Source organism: Rhizobium indicum, assembly GCF_005862305.2.
Classification (GTDB): Bacteria; Pseudomonadota; Alphaproteobacteria; order Rhizobiales; family Rhizobiaceae; genus Rhizobium; species Rhizobium indicum.
This window is the reverse complement of sequence record NZ_CP054021.1, coordinates 4,226,821-4,244,995: the sequence shown is the minus strand read 5'-3', so window position 1 is coordinate 4,244,995 and position 18,175 is coordinate 4,226,821. Positions and strand designations below refer to the sequence as shown.

The window sequence follows — 18,175 nt, the reverse complement described above, 5'->3', positions numbered from 1 at the left end:
TGCCGAGGCCGGCAACGAGGACGCGGATCGGTTTTTCAGTCACTTGACGGCTCCTGACGTGATGCCGCGGATCAGCTGCCGCGAGAAGATGACGTAGAGGACGAGGATCGGCAGGATCGCCAGCGACAGCGCCGCCAACACCGCGTTCCAGTTGGTGACGAACTGGCCGATGAAGATCTGCGAGCCGAGCGTCACCGTCTTGGTGGCCTCGGAGGGCGCCAGGATCAACGGGAACCAGAGGTCGTTCCAGATCGGGATCATCGTGAAGACGGCGACCGTCGCCATGGCCGGGCGCACCAGCGGCAGCACCAGGCGGAAGAAGATCGCATATTCGGAAAGCCCGTCGATGCGCCCGGCATTCTTCAGATCATCCGAAACCGTGCGCATGAACTCCGACAGGATGAAGATCGCCAGCGGTATGCCCTGCGCGGTATAGACGAGGATCAGCGCCGTCAGCGTATTGACGAGGCCCGCCGCCACCATGCCCTGCAGGATCGCCACCGTGCCGAGACGGATCGGGATCATGATGCCGATCGCCATGTAGAGCCCGAGCAGCATATTGCCGCGGAAACGGTATTCGGAAAGCGCAAAGGCGGCCATGGCGCCGAAGAGCAGCACCAGCAGGATCGAGACGATCGTGACGATGAAGCTGTTCTGGAAATAGGTGGCGAAATCGCCCTGCCCCAACACCGTCTGATAGCCGACGAGGCTGAAGGTCGATGGTGTCGGGATCATCAGCGGCTCGCGGAAGATCGAGGCGCGATCCTTGAACGAGTTGATGATGGTCAGAAACACCGGAAACAGCGCGACCAGCGTATAGGCGCTCAGTGCCAGGTGCACGAGGCCGGTGCGGATGGGAGATGTGCGTGCCTTGGACATGCGCGCTCCTCAGAATTGATAGCGACGCATGCGCCGCTGGATGACGAAGAGATAAAGCGAGACGCCGGCGAGGATGATGAGGAACATCACTGTGGCGATCGTCGCCCCCATCGAGCGGTCGCCGAGCTGAAGCTGGAAACCGAAGAAGGTGCGGTAGAGCAGCGTCCCGAGAATGTCGGTCGACATGTTAGGCCCGGCAAGCGCCCCCTGCACGGTATAGATCAGGTCGAAGGCGTTAAAATTGCCGACGAAGGTCAGGATCGAGATGATGCCGATCGCCGGCAGGATGAGCGGCAGCTTGATCTTCCAGAATTGCGCCCAGCCGGTGATGCCGTCGCATTCGGCCGCCTCAATCACTTCCTCGGGGATGCTCAGAAGGGCCGCATAGATCAGCATCATCGGAATGCCGATATATTGCCAGTTCGAGATCAGCGACACTGCGATCAGCGCCGGGCCGGACTGGCCGAGCCAGGGCGCGAACAGGAATTTCAAACCGATGAGATCGAGCATCCAGGGCGCCACGCCCCAGATCGGCGAAAGGATGAGCTTCCAGATGAAACCGACGATGACGAAGGACAAGAGCGTCGGCAGGAACATCGCCGTGCGGTAGAAGGCAACGCCGCGCAGCTTCGGCACCGAAAGCAGGGCGGCTAGCGCCACGCCGATCGGGTTCTGCACGCACATGTGGATGGCAAAGAAGATCAGGTTGTTGACGAGCGCGTTCCAGAAATCACGCGCCCAGCGCGGATCACCGAACAGCACCTTGAAATTAGCAAGACCGACGAAGGCCGGCTGCCCGTCGACCGTATTGTAGAGCGACAACCGAAGCGTTTCGATGAGCGGCAGCACCATGACCGCGGAATAGACGATTAGGGCCGGCAGCATGAAGACGAAAATGTGCCAGCGCACCGGGCGCTTGATCGGGACGATATCGGCCGCGTTGTCGGTTTCGCTCATGGCTTTTGCCTGTTCTTGTCGACTGGCTGCAAGGGCAGCACAGGTGGAAAACGTTGCGCCTCACCCTAACTCTCTGCCACCTGGGAAGAGAGGGAACACGCCCTGCTGAGATGCCATATCGGGCTGGGAGGTCGCTGCGAGTCTCCTTCTCCCCGCGAGCGGGGAGAAGGTGGCCGGCAGGCCGGATCAGGGGCAGCAAAAGCCGCCCCTGATCACATCACTTGGCCGGCTTGTACCAGCTGTCGAGGCCTTTCTGGAGCTTCTCGGCAGCAACCGCCGGCGTATCCGTGCCGTTGATCACATTGGCCGATTCGACCCAGGTCTCGTTTTCGAGGTTCGGCGTGCCGCGCGACAGGATCTGATAGGTCGAGCGCACCGTCGACTTGTACGGGCCGCGCCAGGAGACGAATTCCTGAGCGAGCGGATCGGACATCTTGACCGGGTTAGAGTTCAGGCTGAAGAAGCCCGGCAGCGCGTTGGCGTAGATATCGGCGAACTCAGGCGAAGCGACCCAGCTAAGGAACTTCTTGGCTTCCTCGGCATGCGTGCTCTTGGTGTTCAGAGCGACACCGATATCCGGATGGTCGGAGATGTAGCCCGTGTCGCCGGCCTTCGGAACCGGCGGCGGGAAGGCGCCCATCTTGAACTGCGCCTGGCTGTTGAACAGCGAGATTTCCCACGAGCCGGCCGGATAGATCGCGGCACGACCGAGCGTGAACAGGTTCTGGCTGTCCGAATAGGTCTGGGCTTCGAAGCCGTCGCCGAGATAGGGCTTCCACTTTGCAAGCTCTTCATAGGGCTTGACCCAGTCGGCATCCGTCAGCTTCTGCTTGCCGGCGATCAGGGCGGCGCGGCCATCCTCACCCTTCCAGTAGTTCGGGCCGATATTCTGGTAGCCCATGGTAGCGGCTTCCCAGAGGTCCTTCGTGCCCATGGCGAGCGGAATGTAGGTGCCGTCGGCCTTGATCTTGTCGAGCGCTGCGTAGAACTCGTCCTGGGTCTTCGGCACAGAGATGCCGAGCTTGTCGAAGGCATCCTTGTTGTAGATGAAGCCGTGGATGACAGAAGCCATCGGCACGCAGAAGGTCGACTTGCCGTCGTCGGTGCTCCAGGCGGCCTTGGCGACCGGCGAGAAGTTCTCCATGCCAGGCAGGCTGGTGATGTCAGTGAGCTGCTTCTTGTTGAAGAGTTCGAGCGAGGCATCGAACGGACGGCAGGTGATGATATCGCCTGCGGAGCCTGCATCGAGCTTGGCATTCAGCGAGGCGTTGTATTCGGTCGGCGCGGTCGGCGAGAAAACGATCTTGATGCCCGGGTTCTTGGCTTCGAAAGCCGGGATGATCTTTTCCTGCCAGATCTGCAGGTCGTCGTTACGCCAGCTTTCGACCGTCAGCGTGACGTCGGCGGCATGGACGAGGCCCGCTGAACTCAGCAGACTGGAGGCAAGCAGCAAGCTTTTCAGAGCAGTGTTTTTCATTTCCCTCTCCTGTTTTAAGCGCCGTTAGGCGCTGTTTTCGATCTGAAACAAGCAATTGGCGTGTTTGAGGTAACACCCAACGCCCCTTGGAGGACCGCCAGTAATGCCGGTCCCGAAAGCTCGACGGACACGAAGGCGGATCGCCTGCGGCCGGACTGCGCGCCTTCCCGGTGGCTGCACCGGGGCGGCGAAATGATGGGGAAAGCCGATGGACGCCTGAATTCGCCACCAGCTGATAGACCGGCGGGTCGTCATCTCGATCACCTTCGAAGCGGTTCCGGCTTGGCTTAACTGCTGATTTTCGCGGGCCTCGAAGTGCTGTTCCCTTTTGCCGAATTAATGCCAAAAAAATACCAATTGTCCAGACTAATTTAACTTTTCGGCCTGATAAAATTCATTAAAAAATTTAATCAAGCAAAATCAATAAGATAAAAAGATTGATTTTCTTCCTCATTCCCACTTGGTAAATGGTATTTTTTTGGTATTGTATTAAAAAACATGGGGAACGGCATATTCGGAGGCCCGATGACGGAGCTTGCAATCGGCATAGACGGCGGCGGAACGAGCTGCCGGGCCGCAGTCGCGGACAGGAACGGCAAAGTCATCGGCCGCGGCAAGGCCGGCCCTGCCAACATTCTGTCGGATCTCGAAAACTCTCTTCTCAATATCGTCGAATCCGCCCGGCAGGCGCTACGCGATGCCGGGCTCGATGCTGAGACCCTTTCCTCTGTCGCAGCCGTCGTCGGCGTTGCCGGCGCCAATGTCGGGGATTACGGCAGGCGAATCGAAAAGGCCCTGCCCTTTGCCGAAGGCCGCGTCGTCACCGATGCGCTGATCGCCCTGCAGGGCGCGCTCGGCGATGCCGACGGCATCGTTGGCGCCTTCGGAACAGGCTCCGTCTATAATGCCCGCAAGGACGGCCGGCTGAACGGCATCGGCGGCTGGGGTTCCGTTGTCGGCGACCAGGCAAGCGGCGCCCGCCTCGGCCGCGACCTCCTGGAAAGATCGCTGCTCGCCCACGACAGAGTGCGCCCAGCATCGCCGATCACCGAAGCGGTCATGACCGAATATGGCAACGATCCCGAGCACATCGTCGAATTCGCGCACTCGGCAAGACCGAAGGACTTTGCCCGCTACGCACCGATCGTCTTCGAACATGCGGCCAAGGGCGATGCTATCGCGGTCGGCATCGTCACGGATGCGGCAACGGCGATCGGCGAAAGCCTCGACGCGCTGCTCTGGTCCGAATGCCCGTCGATCTGCCTGCTCGGAGGTCTTGCCGAAGCTTATGAACCCTGGCTTTCCGAACGCTACAGGCCGCTGCTCGCCAGACCGAAGAACGATGCCTTGCACGGCGCGGTGGAACTTGCGGTGAAGCTCTTGAACGACAGGCAGAGAGGTGCGGCATGAGCGACGACCTCGCTACCATCCTATCCCTGGAGCGCTTGCAGGCCGCCGGCACCGGCCCGCTCTACGTCAAGCTGCGCCGCATGCTCGAAGAGGCCGTGCGCACCGGCACGCTCGGCCACGGCGATGCGCTGCCGCCGGAACGCGACATCGCCGAATTCGCCGCCGTCAGCCGCGTCACCGTGCGAAAGGCGATCGACGAACTTGTCGCCGATGGCCTGCTGGTGCGCCGCCACGGCTCGGGCACCTTCGTCGCCAAGCCGGTCTCCAAGGTCGAGCAACGCCTGTCGCAGCTCACCTCCTTTACTGAGGATATGGCGCGCCGCGGCATGTCCTCCCGCTCCGAATGGCTGCACAAGGGCATCCACACCCCCTCGCCCGACGAGATGATGATCCTTGGCCTCGGCACCGACGTCAAGGTTTCGCGCCTTTCCCGCCTGCGCATCGCCGACGACCAGCCGCTGGCGATCGAGAATGCCAGCGTCTCCGGCGAATTCCTGCCCGATCCGTCGGCCGTCACCAATTCGCTCTATGCCGAACTCGAACGCCTCCAGGTCCGCCCGGTGCGCGCAGTGCAGCGCATCTCGGCCACCAACATGAAGGAAGCCGACGCCCAGCTTCTCGGTGTCTCCGTCGGTGCGGCCGGCCTGTCGATCGAGCGCATTTCCTATCTCGGCTCCGGCCGCGCCGTCGAATTCACCCGCTCACTCTATCGCGGCGACGCCTATGATTTCGTCGCGGAGCTGACGATCGCGGTGACTTGACCGCAAAGCCGACATCACCGGTTCAACAGAAAAATCTTCTTGATTTTCAAAAGCAGGAAGCCGGAAAGTGAATCACTTTCCGGCTTCCTCGTTTCTTGAATCACTTTATCAGCGGACGACGCCAAGCGGCCGCTTACGCCGCATCCTCGATCTCGGTTTCGGTCTTGCGCGGCACGTAGTTCAGCACCGGCCCGAGCCAACGCTCGACTTCGGAAACCGCCATATCCTTGCGGGCCGCATAATCCTCCACCTGATCGCGCTCCACCTTGGCGACGCCGAAATAATAGGAGTCGGGATGGCCGATATAGAGGCCGGAGACCGAGGAACCCGGCCACATCGCATAACTCTCCGTCAGCTTCACGCCGGCGGCTTTTTCAGCATCGAGCAGCTTGAAGAGCGTTGCCTTTTCCGTGTGATCGGGCTGGGCGGGATAACCGGGTGCTGGGCGGATGCCGGCATAGACTTCGGTAATGAGATCCTCCTTGCTGAGCGTCTCGTCCTTGGCATAGCCCCAGTATTCGCGCCGCACCTGCTCGTGCATACGTTCGGCAAAAGCTTCGGCGAAGCGGTCCGCCAGCGCCTTGACAAGGATCGAGGAATAATCGTCGTTCGCCCGCGCGAAACGTTCGGCGATGGCGATTTCCTCGATGCCGGCCGTCACCACGAAGCCGCCGACATAATCCTGCACACCGCTTGAGACCGGCGCCACGAAATCGGAAAGCGCCACATTCGGCCGCCCGTCTCGCTTGGAAAGCTGCTGGCGCAGCGTGTAGAAGGTGGCGAGTTCTTGGCTGCGGCTCTCGTCGGTGAACAGGCGAATGTCGTCGCCGACAGCGCCTGCCGGCCAGAAGCCGATGACGGCGCGCGGGCGGAACCACTTCTCGTCGATGATCTTCTTCAGCATCGCCTGCGCATCGGCCCAGAGCGCGCGCGCCGCCTCGCCCTGCTTCTCGTCTTCGAGAATGGCAGGATATCGGCCGCGCAACTCCCAGGTCTGGAAGAACGGCGTCCAGTCGATGTATTTGGCAAGCTCGGCCAGATCGTAATCCTCGAACACCCGCGTGCCGAAGAATTGCGGCTTCACCGGCTGGTGGGCGGACCAGTCAATCTTGTGCGCATTCTCGCGCGCCCGGGGCAACGGCAGGCGCACCTTCTCGGCCTCGCTGCGCGCATGGGCGGCCGCCACCTTGGCATATTCGGCTCTTACATCATCGACATAGCCCTGGCGGCTCTCCGGCGACAGCAGAGCCGAGACGACGCCGACGGCGCGGCTGGCATCGGTCACATAAACCGTCTGCCCCTTATTGTAGCCCGGATGGATCTTCACGGCCGTATGCACGCGGCTGGTCGTCGCCCCGCCGATCAGCAGCGGGATCTCGAAACCCTGGCGCTCCATCTCGGCTGCAACATGCACCATCTCGTCGAGCGACGGCGTGATCAGGCCGGAGAGGCCGATGACGTCGACCTTCTCGGCAATGGCCGTCTCGAGAATCTTCGTCGCCGGCACCATGACGCCGAGGTCGACGATCTCGTAATTGTTGCAGGCAAGCACGACGCCGACGATGTTCTTGCCGATATCGTGCACGTCGCCCTTGACCGTCGCCATCAGGATCTTGCCGGCCGACCGACGCTGGTCGCCGCCGTGGAGGCGCTTTTCCTCTTCCATGTAGGGCAGCAGCACGGCGACCGCCTGCTTCATCACGCGTGCCGACTTGACCACCTGCGGCAGGAACATCTTGCCCGAGCCGAAGAGGTCACCGACGACATTCATGCCGGCCATCAGCGGCCCTTCGATGACGTGCAACGGCCGCGCGGCCTGCAGGCGTGCTTCTTCGGTATCGGCCTCGATATATTCGGTGATGCCGTTAACCAGCGCATGCTCGAGACGCTTCTCGACGCTCCATTCGCGCCAGGAAAGATCCTGGACCCGGCCTTCGCGTGCCGCGCCGCCACGGAATTTCTCTGCCACTTCGAGCAGCCGCTCGGTACCATCAGGACGACGGTTCAGCACCACGTCCTCGCAGGCCTGGCGCAGCTCGGGATCGATATTGTCGTAGACGGCAAGCTGGCCGGCATTGACGATGCCCATGTCCATGCCCGCCTGAATGGCGTGGTAGAGGAACACGGCGTGCATCGCCTCGCGCACCGGCTCGTTGCCGCGGAACGAGAAGGACAGGTTCGAGACGCCGCCCGAAATGTGTACCAGCGGCATGCGCTCACGGATCGTCCGCGTCGCCTCGATGAAGTCGACGCCGTAATTATTGTGCTCTTCGATGCCGGTCGCGACCGCGAAGATGTTCGGGTCGAAGATGATGTCCTCGGGCGGGTAGCCGATCTTCTCGGTCAGCAGCTTGTAGGCGCGCGTGCAGATATCCACCTTGCGCTCGTAGCTGTCCGCCTGCCCCGTCTCATCGAAGGCCATGACGACGACGGCAGCGCCGTAATTGTGCAGCAGCCGCGCCTGGGCGAGGAAATTCTCTTCGCCTTCCTTCAGCGAGATCGAGTTGACGATCGGCTTGCCCTGGACGCGCTTCAGGCCGGATTCGATGATCGAGAACTTCGACGAGTCGATCATCACGGGCACGCGGGCAATGTCAGGCTCGGCGGCGATCAGGTTGAGGAACTCGACCATCGCCTTTTCGGAATCGATCAGGCCTTCGTCCATGTTGATGTCGATCACCTGGGCGCCGTTCTCGACCTGGTCGCGGGCGACATCGAGCGCTGCGGTGAAATCAGCGTTGGTGATCAGCTTGCGGAAGCGGGCCGAGCCGGTGACGTTGGTGCGCTCGCCGACATTGACGAAGGGAATGTCCTTGGTCAGCTCGAAGGGTTCGAGTCCCGACAGCGACATGAACGGGCGATGCTCGGGGATCGGCCGCGGCTTGTACTTGGCAACGGTCTCGGCGATCGCCTTGATATGCTCGGGCGTCGAGCCACAGCAGCCGCCGACGATATTGACGAGGCCCTCGCGAGCGAAGCCATCGATCTGCGCCGCCATCAGCTCCGGCGTTTCGTCATACTGGCCGAACTCGTTCGGCAGGCCGGCATTCGGATAAGCGCAGATGAAGGTGTCGGCGACGCCCGAAAGCTCCTGCAGGTGCGGGCGCATCGCATTGGCGCCGAGCGCGCAGTTGAGCCCGATCGTGAAGGGGTTGGCATGGCGCACGGAATTCCAGAAGGCCGACGGCGTCTGGCCGGACAGCGTGCGGCCGGAAAGGTCGGTGATCGTGCCCGAGATCATCACAGGCAGGCGCACGCCCTTGGCCTGGAAGCGCTCCTCGCAGGCGAAGATTGCAGCCTTGGCGTTCAGCGTGTCGAAGATCGTCTCGATGAGGATGATGTCGGCGCCGCCGTCGATCAGCCCGTCGATCTGCTCGCCATAAGCGGAACGCAGATCGTCGAATGTCACGGCGCGGAAGCCGGGATTGTTGACGTCGGGCGAGATCGACGCGGTGCGGTTGGTCGGTCCGATGGCGCCGGCGACGAAGCGGCGGCGGCCATCCTCACGCTCGGCGCGCTGTGCTGCCCGGCGCACGATCTCGGCACCTTCCTTGTTGAGGTCGTAGACCGCACCTTCCATCTCGTAGTCGGCCTGCGCGATGCGGGTCGAGGAGAAGGTGTTGGTCTCGAGAATATCGGCGCCGGCCTTGGCGTATCTGTAATGGATCTCTTCGATCGCGTCCGGCTGGGTCAGGATCAGAAGGTCGTTATTGCCCTTCTGGTGACAGGCGCAGCCGATGAAACGCGTCCCGCGAAACTGGTCTTCGTCATAGCCGAGCCCTTGGATCTGCGTACCCATGGCGCCGTCGAGAACAAGGATGCGTTCGCTCGCAGCTTGTCTCAAAGCTGCGAACACTTCAGTTCCGTCACGCTTGCCCGTTTCCGGACCAAAGAGATTGTCAAACACGGGAAGGCTCCTTGACGTCATAAGACCAGACAGTCCAAATCACATAAAGATATCTTTATGTCAATATATGCCTATCGATTTCGTGCTTTGCAAATCTCGCCGGATGACAGACTCGCACGACGCCTATATAGGCGTTTACAACGCTTTGTGCACGAAATCGGAGGAGCATCATGGCACCCGCAACCGGCAACGCCGTGCTTGGAAACTGGACGACCCGCGCCTATCATCGCGGCTGGCTGCTGACCCAGGCGAATGGTCTCTTCGATTTCTTCCAGCACAATTCGGTCAACCCCAAGGGCGGCTTCTACGATCTCGACGACGAAGGCAAGCCTCTCGACGCCGATGGCCAGGTTCGCGGCATCCATATCGCCGCGCGCGCCGTGCATTGCTTTTCGATCGGCGCCCTGCTCGGCCGTCCCGGCGCTGCCGATGTCGTCGACCACGGCATGGACTATATCTGGAACCATCATCGCGACCGGAAAAATGGCGGCTATTTCTGGTCGCTCAACAATGACGGTCCCGTTGATTCCAACAAGCAGGGCTATGGCCATGCTTTCGTGCTGCTCGCCGCCTCATCCGCAAAGACGATCGGTCATCCGCTTGCCGACGGCATGCTCGCCGATATCACCAAGATCCTGAACACGAAGTTCTGGGAGGCGAAGCACGGCGCGATCGCCGAGGAGTTCACCGCCGACTGGCAGCCGCTCGACGGCGGCGCCTATCGCGGCCAGAACTCCAACATGCACCTGACCGAAGCGTTGATGGCGGCCTTCGAGGCGACTGGCGACCGGGACTATCTGACCAAGGCCGAAAGCATCGCCGATCTCGTCATCCGCCGCGTCGCCGGTTCGGTCGACTGGCGCGTCGCCGAGCATTTCGACGCCGAATGGAACCTCGACAAGAATTACTATCATCCGAACGAAATGTTCCGCCCGGCCGGCACGACGCCCGGCCACTGGCTGGAATGGGCTCGCCTCATCCTGCAGCTCTGGGCGCTCGGCGGCAAGCGGATCGAGTGGATGCCGGATGCGGCGAAGGCGCTGTTTGCGCAATCCATGGCGCTCGGCTGGGACAACGACAAGGGCGGCTTCTTCTATACGCTTGATTGGGACGACAAGCCCGCCAAGCGCAACAAGCTCTGGTGGCCAGCCTGCGAAGGTGCGGCTGCCGCGCATTTCCTCAACGAGCACCTGCCGAGCGATTTCCATGAGGAGAGCTACCGCAAAATCTGGAATGTGATCGAACGCGCCTTCATCGACCACAAGAACGGCGGCTGGCACGAGGAGCTGACCGAAGATCTCGTTCCCTCGCACTCGCTGTTTCCCGGCAAGGGCGATATCTATCACGCCCTGCAGGCCTGCCTCATCCCGCTCTTCCCGGCCACGGGCAGCCTGACGAAAGGCATCGCCGAGGCCGGCGGCAAGCTCTGAGGTCGGGGATCAGTAGCCCGGCGCCGGCAGCTCGGCGCTCGGGTTGCGCTGGAACCACTCGACATCCTCGTTGACGCGGTCGAGATCGTCCTGCACGTCGCGCTGGTCGCGGCGGATGTCGTGCAGGTCGTCCTCCAGATCCTCGATCCGCCGGCGCAGTTCCGACCGGTCACCGTCCTTGGCATCCCTCAGCTTGTCGGAGAGCTCGTCGATGCTGGTCTCCTTGAAACTGTAGTCGTTCTGCATCGAGCTGAGGCGCGTCTGCAGCTCGTGCTGCTTGCTGCCGAGACCGAAGCCGCGCAGGAAACCGGGCGCGGTCTCGGGTGGGCAGACATTGGCGTATCCGCTACCTGCCTGGCCGCGCGCAAGCCCGCTAAGCGGCGTGCAATAGCGCACGAGACCTGCCTGATACCCCTGAAACCAAATCGTCTGATCGGGCACGATCTTGACCCGCTCGCAGGACTTCGCATGTGCGGCGAAGCGCTGTTGCGGCTCGTGGCCCGCCGCGCCGTCGCTCTCGCCGATCACCCGCCAGTCTGCAGCGACGCATTCCTCCTTGGACAGCGTGTTGCAGGAGGCAAGGAAAAGGCCGAAGCCGATGGTGGCGGCAAGCGCAAGAAACAAGCGGATCATGGCGTCCCGGGTAGGATGAGGAGTGCGATGCCGCAGCTTAGCCGCAGGATAAGCCCACGTCACCGGAGCGGCGACGCGATTTTGCAGTTTTCATGGCTTTTTTCTGTCAAAATTACGGCGAAAGAGGCCGCCATCAGAGCGGTGGGGCGAGCCGCAGCGTATCCAGATCCTTGGCAAGCATCAGCGCCAGCGCCTCGACGGCGAGATTGTGGTCGTCACGCTGCGGCAGTCCTGAGACGGTGACGGCACCGATGCAGCCGGTACCCTTGAGATTGATCGGGAAACTGCCGCCATGCGGCGCATAGTCGGCGCCATCAAGCCCGTTATCCTCGACCGTCTTGCCGTCCTTCTGCAGCTTCAGGCCGGAGGCATAGCTGCTGCGGAAATAACGCAGCACCATGTTGCGCTTGCGGCGGACCCAGTTGACGTTATCGGGTGTCACACCCGGGAGCGCCGCATAGAAGACGGGCATCGAATGCAGGGTCACGTCGATCGCGATGCCGAGGCCGCGCTCGGTGGCGAGTTCCTGCAGGAGTTTGCCGAGCTGCCATGCCGTCGTCAGGTCGAAGGCGTCGAAGCTCAGCGCTTTCTCCTGCTCCGCGATCCGGCTGAGATCGTTCTCGATTGTCATGATGGGCGCCCTCTCCTGCAATGATCCGCTGCAGACCATTCTCATCAGAAGAGAAAAAGTAAAGCAAAACTTGGGCCTACCCCTGATGTCAGAGCTTCGGCGTCAGCATCTCGAAACGGTCGCGGATGGTGGCGCAGGTATCGCCGCCGAGCCTCGCAATGGCATCGACCGCGGCCGGATCGACATGCAGCCGTTCAGGATCGACCACCCCGTCGCGGTAATGCGCGTAAACGATCTCGCCCATGACGATCTGCCGCGAGCGGCCGAGCTCCAGCGTCACATGCCGCCTGCATTCGAAGGCGGCCGGTGCCTCGGCGATGAAGGGCGAAGCGACCTTCTCGCCCGGCATCGCCGTCAACCCCGCTTCCTTCAACTCGTCGACGCCGCGCGGATATCTGGCGCCGCAGACATGCATCGCCTCGGCGATCGCCAAGGAGACGATGTTGACCGTGAAGACCTCGGTCATGCGGATATTGTGGCCGGTGTCCTTGAACGACATGTCGGCATTGTTTTCGACCCCGATTGCCAGGATCGGCGGATCGGCCGAAAGGCAGTTGAAGAAACTGAAGGGCGCAGCATTGATCCGGCCGTTCTCGTCGACCGTCGTCACCAGCGCGATCGGGCGCGGGATGATCGTGCCGATCATCAGCTTGTAGCGTTCGCGTTCGGTCAGCTGCTCGAAATCGAAGGAAACGGCCATCGGTTCAGCCAACCTTCAGGACCGGCGAGAAACCGCTCATCGCCCCGGTGAAGGGTTTCGGCAGCGGCGAGGCGTAGGAGCCGCGCTTGCTGGTGGAAAGCCCGAGCGACACCAGCGCTTCGGCCTGCTTGACGGCGGCTGCGACGCCATCGACAACAGGCACGCCATAAATCTCTTGCAGCTCGCGCGCCAGATCGGTCATGCCGGCACAGCCGAGCACGATCGCCTCGGCGCCGTCTTCCAAAAGCGCCCGCTCGATCTCGGCCCTGAGCTTGCCGATCGCGCCCGGGGCCGCATCTTCCAGCTCCAGTACCGGGATGTCGGAAGCGCGCACCTTGGCGCGGTCGCCCATGCCGTAGCGGCGCACCAGATTGTCGATCAGCACCCGCGAGCGCTCCAGCGTCGTCACCACGGTAAAGCGTTGCGCCAGGAAGCCCGCCGTCACCACGGCGGATTCGCAAAGCCCGAGGATCGGCACATCGGCAAAGGTTCGCGCCGCTTCGAGACCGGTATCGTCGAAACACGCGATAACAGCCGCGTCGTAGCCCACACCCTGCCGCTCCTTGAGTTCGGCGAGCAGGCCGGGGATTGCTAAGGCCCCGTCGTAGTGCCCCTCGATGGAAACCGGCCCCATGCGCGAGGTGGCCGCGATGATCTCCGTGCCGGATGCCGCCACCGCTCGCGCGGCGGTGGCGGCCTTCTCGGTCATGGAGGCCGTGGTGTTCGGATTGACGATGAGGATGCGCATGTCAGTTTATCTTTGCCTGCCGCCGGCTGAGCATCGTCATGATGCCGAGCGCGATGAGAATGATGGTGAAGGAAAACAGCGTCGTCACCGTGCCGAGCGCATAGAGCACCGGCGTCGTGACGTTGGTGGTCATGCCGTAGATTTCGAGCGGCAGCGTATTGTAGGTGCCTGATGTCATCAGCGTGCGGGCGAATTCGTCGTAAGAGAGCGTGAAGCCGAACAGGCCGACGCCGACGAGGCTCGGCGCGATCATTGGCAGCACGACATGGCGGAACGTCTGCCAGGAGCTGGCGCCGAGGTCGCGCGCCGCCTCTTCATAGGCAGGCGAGAAGCGGTTGAAGACGGCAAACATGATCAGCACGCCGAAGGGCAGTGTCCAGGTCAGATGCGCGCCGAAGGCCGACGAATACCAGGCGGGCTTCAGCCCTCCCTCCTGGAAGACGACGCCGATGCCGAGCGATATGATGATCGACGGCACGACGAGGCTGGCGACCGTGGCATAGAACAGCGCGGTCGAACCTCGGAAACGGCGCCGGAAGGCAAGGCCGGCGAGCAGCGAGACGACAACGGTCACCGCCATCACCATCAGCCCGAGGGTGAAGGAGCGGCGGAACGAGGCGCCAAAATCGCCGACCGCCTGCTTCTCGAACAGGTTGAAGAACCAGTGCGTGGAAACGCCGTTCATCGGGAAGGTCAAACCGCCGTCCGGCCCCTGGAAGGAGAGGATCAGGATCGCCGAAAGCGGGCCGTAGAGGAACAGCACGAAGATGATGAAGAAGAGCGCCAGCAGATAGAATTCCAGGCCGCGTTTTTCGTGGTTCACCTCAAAGCTCCTTGCGGATATCGACGACACGCAGGATGGCCGCGACCATCAGCAGCACCACCGCAAGCAGCACCACGGCATTGGCGGCAGCGGCCGGATATTGCAGCAGCGACATCTGGTTCTTCATCATCAGCGCCACCGAAGCACTCTGGCCGCCGGACATCACCTGCACCGTCGAAAAGTCAGCCATCACAAGTGTCACGACGAAGATCGTGCCGATCGCCATGCCGGGTTTGGCAAGCGGGATGACGACATTCCACAACACCTGCCAGCCGGAGGCGCCGGCATCGCGCGCCGCCTCGAACAGCGACCGGTCGATGCGCATCAGCGTGTTGAAGATCGGCGTCACCATGAACAGCGTGTAGAGATGCACCATGGCGAGCACGACGGCGAAATCGGAATAGAGCAGCCATTCGATCGGCTGCGGGATGATGCCCATCTTGATCAGCGTCGAGTTGACGAGGCCGTTGCGCCCAAGCACCGGGATCCACGAAATCATGCGGATGATGTTCGACGTCATGAACGGCACGGTGCAGACAAGAAAGAGGATCATCTGCGTCGACGTCTTGCGGATGTGGAAGGCCAGGAAATAGGCGACCCAGAAACCGATGACGAGCGTCAGCGCCCAGACGATCGCGGTGAATTTCAGCGTGTTGAGATAGATCTTCCACGTCACCCACGAACCGAGCGTGTCGGTGTAGTTCATCGTCAGGAAATCGGGATAGAGACCGGCAAAATCGTAGTCCCAGAAGCTGACGACCGCGATCATGGCGATCGGCAGCAGGAAGAACAAGCCGAGAATGACGAACAGCGGCGTCGCCTGGAGATAGGATATCGCCGATGGGGAAAGCTTCAGTCCGCGCCCGCCGCGCGCGCCCTGGCCATCCTCCTCCGTTTCCGCTGCGATGGTCGCCATATCCGGTTCTCCGTTCTGATTACGTCAAGTGGAACGACGGTGCGTGCCGCCCCTCATCCGACTGCCGGCACCCTTGCCTGGGTCGAGCCACTGGTCTCGCCCCGTCCTTCGGACCCCCGCTGGGGAGAAGAGACTCGCGGCAGCGCCTAGGCCACCGCGAACCTTGATTTTGTCTAACGACGCGGCCACGGACTCCCTCTTCTCCCCAGCGGGGAGAAGGTGGCCCGAAGTGTCGGATGAGGGGGCGGAGCGAAGCGACGTCTTGAGCATCGCGAAAGACAGTGGCGCTCCGCCCTCTCAGCGGAGATCATGCTGCGATGAACTCGTTCCAGCGGCGGACCATGTAGCGGTCCTCGTCCATGACGGAGTTCCAGCAGGCCACCGCTCCCATGCGGGCTTCGAAGGAGCCGCCGTCGCGAACGGCGCCGGCCTTTTCCATGACCTTGCCCTCGGGAGACAGGATGTCGCCGGCAGCCGGCTTGCCCTCGATCCAGTAGCCCCATTCGTCGGCCGACATGAATTGCTTGGCAGTGTCCATGCAGGCGGAATAATAGCCCTGGCGGTTGAGGTAACCGCCGACCCAACCCGATGTGTACCAGTTGATGTATTCATAGGCGGCATCGAGCTGCGCGCCCTTGAGGTGCGAAGCAAGACCGAGACCGCCGCCCCAGGCGCGGTAGCCTTCCTTGAGCGGCTGGAAGGTGCAGGCGATGCCCTTCGAGCGGACGGCGGCGACGGCCGGCGACCACATCGACTGGATGACGACTTCGCCCGACGCCATCAGGTTGACGCTTTCGTCGAACGACTTCCAGAAGGCACGGAACTGGCCGTCACCCTTGGCCTTGATGAGGAATTCGATCGTCTTGTCGATTTCTTCCTTGGTCATGTTGCCCTTGTCGGCATATTTGATCTTGCCGGAGGCTTCCATGATCATCGCCGCATCCATGATGCCGATCGACGGGATGTTGAGGATCGCGGTCTTGCCCTTGAAGGCCGGATCGAGAATGTCGGCCCAGCTGGTGATCGGACGGCCGGTGAGATCAGGACGGATGCCGAGCGTGTCGGCATTGTAGATGGTCGGAACCATCGTCATCCACTGCGTCGCCTCCTTGGCGAACTTCTTGGAATCCTGCGCTTCGACGAAACCGACCGTGTGCGGCGCCGTGCCTTGGGCGATGACGCTGTCTGCCTTCAGCTTGCCGTTGATGAACAGCGGCACGATCTTGTCGTAATATTTCAGCTTCTTGACGTCCATCGGCTGCATGACGCCGGTCGGGAACACCTTCTTGGCGATCCAGTATTCGATGTCGGCAATGTCGTAGCTGTCAGGCTGAGTGACGGCGCGCTGGGCGGCGGCGTCTGAATCGGTCGCCGTCATCTCCAGCGTGATGCCGAGATCGGCTTTGCACTTCTCGGCAATGGCATTGATGTTCGAAACGCCGGTGCCGAACTGGCGAAGCGTGATGTTCGTCTGCGCCCAGATGGTGGGAAAGCCGGTGATGGCGCCGGAGCCGGCGATGGCGCCGACGGCGGCAGCACCCGTCTTCAGCAGCGTGCGGCGGGAAAGACCCTTCTCCGCCTTAGTCGATGTCGTTTCAGTCGTCATGTCAGTTCCCCTTTTCTTGGATATGGAAGGTTCAGTGTTCTTGATGGTGATGGCTCATGCGGAAGAGCGGCCGAGAAGCACGGCATCCTCGAGCGCCCAACTGAGCGAAACGGCATCGCCGACGGCGACCGGCCGGGCGAAATAGTCGCCGTCCTCGGCAATGACGGTGAAGTCGTCGCTGCCGGCGCCGATAACGGTGATTTTCACGGAAGAGCCGCGATATTCGATGTTGGAGACGATGCCGTCGAAGCCGAGTGTCCACTCGGTCGCCACCTCCAGGCGCACGCGATCGGTGCGGATGCCGATGTCGACGGGCTCGCCGACTTCCCTGCCCGTTCCGCGCACGGAAAAACTCTGCCCCTCAGGCACGGTCATGACGAGCACGCCGTTCTCGCTCGAAGTCACCCGGCCGGACAACACGTTGTGGTCGCCCATGAACCGCGCGACGAAGGCCGTCGCCGGCCGCTCGAAGACTTCGCGCGGGGCTGCCGCCTGCTCGATCCGACCGTCATTCATGATGACGATGACGTCGGCGAGCGCCATCGCCTCTTCCTGGCTGTGGGTGACGTGCACGAAGGTGATGCCGAGCGACTTCTGCAGTTTCTTGAGTTCGGCGCGCATGCGGATCTTCAGAAACGGATCGAGCGCCGATAGCGGCTCGTCGAGCAGCAGCGCTTCCGGATCGGTGATCAGCGCGCGCGCCAGCGCCACGCGCTGTTGCTGGCCGCCGGAAAGCTGGGCCGGACGCCTGTTGGCATAGGCCTCCATCTGCATCAGCTTGAGCATCTCGAGTGCCTTGGCCTGCCGCTCCTGCTTATCGACGCCTTTCATCTTCAGGCTGAATGCGACGTTGTCGATCAAATCGAGATGCGGGAAGAGCGCGTAGGACTGGAACATCATCGCCGTGCCGCGCCTGGCCGGCGGAAAATCGGTAACGACGACATTGCCGAGACGGATATCGCCCGACGAAATGCTCTCGTGGCCGGCGATCATGCGCAGCGTCGAAGTCTTGCCGCAGCCCGACGGGCCGAGGAAGCAGCAATAGGAGCCGGCGGGGATCTTCAGGCTGATCGCATGGACCGCCGTCGTCGCGCCATAGACCTTCGAAACGGATACTATATCGATCTCTGCCGCTTTCGACATCATGCCTTCCCCTGTTTGGAAAAGACGATGCATCTGCCGTGCCAGACTCCGTTGCCTGCAGCAAGCCATTGCGAAATAACGATTTTATCAAAACTGCAGTTAAGAGAGCAAATTATAGGCGCGTCGCTATCTGCACATGATTTAGGCTATCGTG

Annotated in this window: 15 protein-coding genes; 3 read left to right on the top strand and 12 right to left on the bottom strand. The window is 61.9% G+C overall.

Going from position 1 to position 18,175, the window contains the following annotated elements:
- Positions 1–39 precede the first annotated feature (39 nt).
- From FFM53_RS20615 to FFM53_RS20605, 3 genes are all read right to left on the bottom strand, one after another.
- Positions 40–879 (bottom strand): carbohydrate ABC transporter permease, encoded by an 840-nt coding sequence (locus FFM53_RS20615; RefSeq protein ID WP_138330479.1) that lies wholly within the window; start codon positions 877–879, stop codon positions 40–42.
- Between the two features lie 9 nt (positions 880–888).
- The gene (locus tag FFM53_RS20610) at positions 889–1,836 is read right to left on the bottom strand and encodes a carbohydrate ABC transporter permease (protein ID WP_138387046.1); all 948 of its coding nucleotides are present in this window, start codon (positions 1,834–1,836) and stop codon (positions 889–891) included.
- Between the two features lie 217 nt (positions 1,837–2,053).
- Complete coding sequence (locus FFM53_RS20605; RefSeq protein WP_128438203.1) at positions 2,054–3,313, bottom strand: ABC transporter substrate-binding protein; 1,260 nt, start codon at positions 3,311–3,313, stop codon at positions 2,054–2,056.
- A 525-nt stretch (positions 3,314–3,838) separates the two neighbouring features.
- Here FFM53_RS20605 and FFM53_RS20600 point away from each other — a divergent pair.
- Both FFM53_RS20600 and FFM53_RS20595 read left to right on the top strand, forming a co-directional pair.
- Entirely contained in the window at positions 3,839–4,723 is an 885-nt protein-coding gene (locus FFM53_RS20600; RefSeq protein WP_138387045.1) for a glucosamine kinase nucleotide-binding domain-containing protein, read from the top strand.
- Entirely contained in the window at positions 4,720–5,484 is a 765-nt protein-coding gene (locus FFM53_RS20595; RefSeq protein WP_011652849.1) for a GntR family transcriptional regulator, read from the top strand. The genes FFM53_RS20600 and FFM53_RS20595 overlap by 4 nt, the downstream gene beginning before the upstream one ends.
- 133 nt (positions 5,485–5,617) lie before the next feature.
- Here the strand turns inward: FFM53_RS20595 and metH are convergent, their stop codons facing one another.
- Positions 5,618–9,391: a methionine synthase gene (metH, locus tag FFM53_RS20590; RefSeq protein WP_138387044.1), complete on the bottom strand. Its 3,774-nt coding sequence runs from the start codon at positions 9,389–9,391 to the stop codon at positions 5,618–5,620.
- Positions 9,392–9,561: 170 nt separating this feature from the next.
- Here metH and FFM53_RS20585 point away from each other — a divergent pair, with 170 nt between their 5' ends.
- Positions 9,562–10,821 carry an AGE family epimerase/isomerase gene (locus FFM53_RS20585; protein ID WP_138387043.1) on the top strand — a complete coding sequence of 420 codons (1,260 nt, stop codon included), beginning with the start codon at positions 9,562–9,564 and terminating at the stop codon, positions 10,819–10,821.
- A 9-nt stretch (positions 10,822–10,830) separates the two neighbouring features.
- On the opposite strand, the gene FFM53_RS20580 is transcribed toward FFM53_RS20585, so the two are convergent.
- The 8 genes from FFM53_RS20580 to FFM53_RS20545 all read right to left on the bottom strand — a co-directional run bounded on the left by FFM53_RS20580 (position 10,831) and on the right by FFM53_RS20545 (position 18,021).
- Positions 10,831–11,454, bottom strand: coding sequence for a DUF2799 domain-containing protein (locus FFM53_RS20580; RefSeq protein ID WP_138387042.1), 624 nt, complete (start codon positions 11,452–11,454; stop codon positions 10,831–10,833).
- Positions 11,455–11,587: 133 nt separating this feature from the next.
- Positions 11,588–12,085, bottom strand: coding sequence for a heme-degrading domain-containing protein (locus tag FFM53_RS20575; RefSeq protein ID WP_138330473.1), 498 nt, complete (start codon positions 12,083–12,085; stop codon positions 11,588–11,590).
- Positions 12,086–12,173: 88 nt separating this feature from the next.
- A complete protein-coding gene (locus tag FFM53_RS20570) occupies positions 12,174–12,785 on the bottom strand; it encodes a flavin reductase family protein (RefSeq protein ID WP_138387041.1) in 612 nt (203 codons plus the stop codon).
- Positions 12,786–12,789: 4 nt separating this feature from the next.
- Positions 12,790–13,533 carry an aspartate/glutamate racemase family protein gene (locus FFM53_RS20565; protein WP_138387040.1) on the bottom strand — a complete coding sequence of 248 codons (744 nt, stop codon included), beginning with the start codon at positions 13,531–13,533 and terminating at the stop codon, positions 12,790–12,792.
- A 1-nt stretch (position 13,534) separates the two neighbouring features.
- Positions 13,535–14,356 carry an ABC transporter permease gene (locus FFM53_RS20560; protein ID WP_138387039.1) on the bottom strand — a complete coding sequence of 274 codons (822 nt, stop codon included), beginning with the start codon at positions 14,354–14,356 and terminating at the stop codon, positions 13,535–13,537.
- Position 14,357: 1 nt separating this feature from the next.
- Positions 14,358–15,272: an ABC transporter permease gene (locus FFM53_RS20555; protein ID WP_027664196.1), complete on the bottom strand. Its 915-nt coding sequence runs from the start codon at positions 15,270–15,272 to the stop codon at positions 14,358–14,360.
- Between the two features lie 307 nt (positions 15,273–15,579).
- Complete coding sequence (locus FFM53_RS20550) at positions 15,580–16,878, bottom strand: ABC transporter substrate-binding protein (RefSeq protein ID WP_138330469.1); 1,299 nt, start codon at positions 16,876–16,878, stop codon at positions 15,580–15,582.
- A gap of 54 nt (positions 16,879–16,932) precedes the next feature.
- Positions 16,933–18,021 (bottom strand): ABC transporter ATP-binding protein, encoded by a 1,089-nt coding sequence (locus FFM53_RS20545; RefSeq protein WP_138387038.1) that lies wholly within the window; start codon positions 18,019–18,021, stop codon positions 16,933–16,935.
- Positions 18,022–18,175: the final 154 nt, after the last annotated feature.